At 58.3% G+C, this 4990-nt stretch carries 4 protein-coding genes; 2 read left to right on the forward strand and 2 right to left on the reverse strand.

Annotated features, from left to right (window positions below):
• Positions 1-448 (reverse strand): ABC transporter ATP-binding protein (locus tag AC1D00_RS26405; RefSeq protein ID WP_477012673.1); only part of this gene is annotated, 448 nt, incomplete at its 3' end.
• 33 nt (positions 449-481) lie between these two features.
• Positions 482-1753, reverse strand: a complete 1272-nt coding sequence (locus AC1D00_RS26410) for a PAS domain-containing sensor histidine kinase (protein ID WP_477012674.1) — start codon at positions 1751-1753, stop codon at positions 482-484.
• Positions 1754-2206: 453 nt separating this feature from the next.
• Between AC1D00_RS26410 and AC1D00_RS26415 the strand changes: the two genes are divergently transcribed.
• Entirely contained in the window at positions 2207-2584 is a 378-nt protein-coding gene (locus tag AC1D00_RS26415; RefSeq protein ID WP_135179604.1) for a response regulator transcription factor, read from the forward strand.
• Between the two features lie 599 nt (positions 2585-3183).
• Complete coding sequence (locus tag AC1D00_RS26420) at positions 3184-4554, forward strand: IS1182 family transposase (RefSeq protein ID WP_135179605.1); 1371 nt, start codon at positions 3184-3186, stop codon at positions 4552-4554.
• The last annotated feature ends 436 nt before the right edge of the window (positions 4555-4990 follow it).

Consider the following 4990-nt stretch of genomic DNA (forward strand, 5'->3'; position numbering starts at 1 on the left):
GCGCTCGGGCCAGCGCTACGCGTTGGCGCTGGCCTCCGGAAAGCTGGTGTATGCGGCGCCTCTCGTAGCCTTCAAGGGCAACGATAGCGAGCATCTCCGTCGTGCACTTGCGCCGCGTGGCCGGGTCGACGCCACGCACCTTGAGACCATAGGCGACGTTCTCGGCAACAGTCATGTGCGGAAACAGGCCGAGGTCCTGAAAGATCGTGTTGCATGGCCGCTTGTTGGGCGGAAGCGCCGTCATGTCCGTACCGGCGAAGAGAATACGGCCTGCGGTCGGCTGCAGGAAGCCTCCGATCATTTGCAATATCGTGCTCTTGCCAGAGCCAGAAGGCCCCAGCACCGTGACGAAGCTTCCCTCCGGCACCTCCAACGAAATGTCGGACACGACAGGCTTGTCGTAGACCTTGGTTACACGATCGAGCGCTATTGCGGCTGGCGAACTCATCCGGCCTCCTCGGCCGCCAGAAAACCGAAACAGTCAATGGCTAACGTTGCGCGCGAGTGCAGTATCCACCAAACCGACCGGCAGAACGAATTGGACGCGCGCGCCGGTCTTGCCGTCTGACGATGCCGAAAGTTGACCGCCGTGACGATGAACGATCATGCGGCAGATCGCGAGGCCCAATCCCATTCCATTCGCTTTGGTCGTGACGAATGCATCAAATATGTTGTTCAAACGTCCAGGATCAATCCCAGGTCCTGAATCCTCAACTGCGACCACGATTGTGTTGCGATCCCGAGGCTGTGTGCTCACCCGCAGCAGGCGTGTTTTGTCCGTTGTGGTGGCCATGGCGTCGATCGCATTGTGGACCAGGTTGAAGACCACCTGTCGCAACTGACCCTGATGCCCGTCGACCAGCGGCAGATCGGATGCAAGTTCGGTTTCGGTCGCGACGCCGTGATCCCTCAACTGTCCGTAAAGCGATTGTAGTACGCCACGTGCAMTCTCGTTGACATCGACCGGTCCTCGGCTGTGATCGACCTTCTTAAACAGGGCACTGATGCTGTCGAAGACCTCGCTCGCGTGATGGCAGTCGGTGATGATCCGAGTCAGAATCGCCCGCAACTCGTTAAGATCTGGTGGCGTCATTTCAAGAAAGCTCATTGCCGCATCACCGTTTGTCGCAATGGCCGTCAGGGGTTGGCGTACTTCGTGGGCGATGGACGCTGTGGCCGCCTCGACATTCAGCAGTTTGTTGTCTCGTTCGCGCTGCAGCGTCTCAACCGCCTCGCGCAGGGCGCGTTCGGTCCGCCGCAGGTCCGTTATGTCGGTCGAGATGCCGCAAATTCCCTGGACTTCGCCGGCGTCGGAAATCAGCGGCACCTTCTTGGACAGGAGCAACCGGTCACCTGCAGGTGTCTTCGACATTTCCTCGGATTCCGACAGCTTGCCCGTCATCATGGCGGCGACGTCATTGCTTCGATACTGCTGAGCGATTTCTATGGGAAACACGTCAAAGTCTGTTCTGCCGAGGCACTGCTCCCGAGTCACGTTGCACAGCATCTCCATGCCTCGGTTGAGGAAGGTGTAGCGACCATCTTTGCGTTTGGCGTAAATACTCGCGGCGCTGTTTTCGAGGACGGTGTGCAGGAGCAAATGGTTCTCTCGCAACGTCTCGTAGAGCGTTTCGATCCGCTGCCTCACGTCTGCAAAATGCTTGCGTGCTTTTGGCTCCGCGAGGTCTGCCTCAAGAGCATCAATCTCGCGCTTCAGTGCGGCGTAGTGCGTTTCAAATTCCGGTTGCGACATTGGAGTGCTCGGGCCAACCGGCTGTACGACCTCATATCGAAGCAGCCATCGGCGTCCACTTTGCGGCCGCCACGATGACGCTGATGCAGGAGGGCACGGACGCTACTACGATTTTGGCCGGTATTCAACGTGCGGATCGGCACGGAGGCTTTGCTGATGGTAGGTTCGTACCAACACTCATCCGGCTTGCGAGCCTCCTGTGTGATTGGTTGTGCAGTGGCCGAAAGTTAGGCCGCAAGGCCGTTTGCGAAGAATGAATTTCTGCAACCGCGTGCCCCAAACGTGCAAAACCGATTGATCCACAACCGCTGGTCCGCGGTGCGAGGGTGTTGGGCGGGTGCGAGGCGCCGATAGCAAATCCTGATAAGCCAGTGCGTTGCTTTGCGGCAGCTCTGGCCTCGTCGAGTCCCCAGTCTTGTGCAAACACCACCAGTGTTCTAAAATCGCCCAGCAATGGCAAAAAAATCTCTCATTGCGATTGTCGATGACGATGAATCCATTCGCGTCTCGACGGCAAACCTCATTAGGGCGTTCGGATTCGCTGCCCGGGGTTTTGCGTCAGCTGAAGAGTTTCTGCAGTCGCCGGAACTTGGCGAAACGTCCTGCGTCATTTCTGATGTTCAGATGCCGGGCATCGACGGTCTCGAGTTGCAGAGCCGACTGGCGTCCACACATCGTCGAACGCCTGTCATCTTTATTACCGCTTTTCCGGATCTTCGAATCCAGGAGCGGGCGATCGCGGGTGGGGCCATCTGCTTTCTCAAGAAGCCTTTCGACGGAAAGACCCTCATTCAATGTGTCGATCGCGCCCTCAACCGGTCCAACAGTTGAGCGCCACACTCAGCAAGCTTGCGCAATTTCACATGAATTGCAGCAATAATCAGTCAGCGCTTGACCCGCAGCCGCGGCTAGTTGGGCGGAATGGTCAAACACTTAGACAACGACGAATGGGGAAAGGCCATAGCTACATCCAAGCTCGGCGTTMCAATCGCACCTCCGGAATCCAGCCCGGAATGACGGCGCGAATTGATTGGATACGGTCGAGAGCAGCGGCCCATTGATCTCCGTGATCTGCAATATCGATCTGAGCATACGCCCGCCCAGACAACGCCTCATACCGGTCGACTTGTAGCCCCAACGAGGCGTTCAAATCGGAACGTGAGAGAGCCACGTCCGGTATGCGAATTACGATGGTAAGCGGCTGCGAGTTTGGTATGATCCATTGTATTCTGGTTCTCGGCACGTCGGCAAAGGGTCAAAATGCGAAGAACTCAACCTGAGCAAATTTGGTCTGCCATGCCTCGGTGAGCGGACCTCGGTGAGGTGCGCCGCCACTTCGGTGATGGGCCGATTGTGTTGCAAAAGTAGGTTGAGACAGGCCAGCAAGCGTGATTCCGTTGTGTTGACGCGAATCGCGACGAGGTCGATCCATGATGGGCCGTCTGAAGAGTGACCAAGGTCAACTGTTCTACGAGTTTGATCTCAGCGACGCGATTCCCGAAGATCATCTGGTGCGGAAGATCGACACTGCTCTCGATCTGTCTTGGCTTCGCAGCGACCTTGCTCCTCATTATTCGTCCACGGGTCGCCCGTCGATCGATCCGGAGCTGATGATCCGGATGCTGATCGTGGGGTATGTCTTTGCGATCCGCTCGGAGCGGCTGATCTGTCGTGAAGTGCAGGCGAACCTCGCTTATCGCTGGTTCTGCAAACTCGGTATCGAGGATGCTGTGCCGGATCATTCGGCGTTCTCGCGTGCCCGCAATGAGCGTTTTCGCGAGGCGGATGTTTTTCGTCGCGTGTTTGAACGTGTCGTCGAGGCGTGCATTGCGGGCGGTCTGGTTGGTGGCGAAGGCTTTGCCGTCGATGCGAGCCTGATTGCGGCCGACGCCAACAAGCAGCGCTCGATTGCGGGGCAGGATTGGCGCAGGGATCGTGATCCGGCGAGGTCGAGCCGCGCGGTGAAGGAGTATCTGACGACCCTCGACGATACGGCGTGGGGCGCCGCCAGCGACGTTATCCCGAAGTTCGTTTCGCCCTCCGACCCTGCGGCCCAGTGGACCGGCGCTCACAAGGGACCGGCATTCTTCGCTTACTCCGACAACTATCTCATCGACGTGAAGTTCGGCGTCATCCTTGATGTCGAAGCTTCACGTGCCATTCGTCAGGCCGAGGTCGGCGCGGCAAAGACCATGATCGAGCGAACAGAGGAGCGCTTCGGCCTCAAGCCGGAAAGGCTTGTCGGGGATACCGCTTTCGGGGCAGCTCCGATGCTGAACTGGCTGGTCGAGGAGAAGGGCATCGCGCCGCATGTTTCTGTTTCCGACAAGTCGAAGCGAGATGATGGCACCTTCTCGCGCAGCGACTTTCGATACGATCCGACCGCCGACGTCTACCACTGCCCAGGCGGAAAGCAGCTCGGAACAAGTGGCACCGTGCATGAGGGCAAGACGCTTCTATACCGCGCAAGCAAGCTCGACTGCGAGGTATGTCCCCTCAAACCGCAGTGCTGCCCGAAGGAGCCATCACGCAAGATCCCGCGCGATATCCATGAGCATGCCCGAGATGTCGCCCGATCGTTCGCTGGCACCGAGGCCTTTGAGCAGTCGCGCCGCCAGCGCAAGAAGATCGAGATGCGGTTCGCGCACTTGAAGCGTATCCTGAGGCTTGGTCGGCTTCGGCTTCGTGGCCCACGAGGCGCCCAGGATGAGTTTGTTCTGGCTGCCATCGCTCAGAATCTGAGGCGCCTCGCGTCGTTGGTCGCGCGACCACCACCCGCTCATGCTCCGTGTATTGCGTAGCCTAGGAGTTGCGTTGAGAGCGTCAGGGTCGGCGGATCAAAGCCGGTCGGCCTTAGCGGATGGCCCAACGACATCCGTCGGTTACCGCCGACTTTTGCAACACAATCGGCCAATAACAGACATCGCTGGCGCAAATTCCAAGGCGCAAACTTCCTTCGTTAATTGGTCAATTGCACTTACTCAACTAGAGCGCGCATGTTGCTGAATTTTCCCGACTGTTGCGGCCTAGGCACATCGCATGCTGGTCGGCTCAGCTAGGTTCGAGCTGGGAAGCCGGACATTCGAAAAAGAACCGGCATCGTTCGGGTGACACGTGGATGGAGCGAAAATAATGAGGAAGATTTTGTTAAGTGGCCTGGCCTTGCTGGCAGTGAGCATGGCGGCGCCCGCGACAGCGGCTGATCTGGCTGCTAAACCATACGTCAAGGCCCCGCCC

It is taken from the genome of Bradyrhizobium sp. P2_E8 (assembly GCF_056403875.1).

What these genes read in the sequence shown, in the direction of transcription:
- AC1D00_RS26415 (WP_135179604.1), top strand. Translation starts at nt 2,207, where the DNA reads ATGGCAAAAAAATCTCTCATTGCGATTGTCGATGACGATGAATCCATT.
- AC1D00_RS26420 (WP_135179605.1), top strand. Translation starts at nt 3,184, where the DNA reads ATGATGGGCCGTCTGAAGAGTGACCAAGGTCAACTGTTCTACGAGTTT.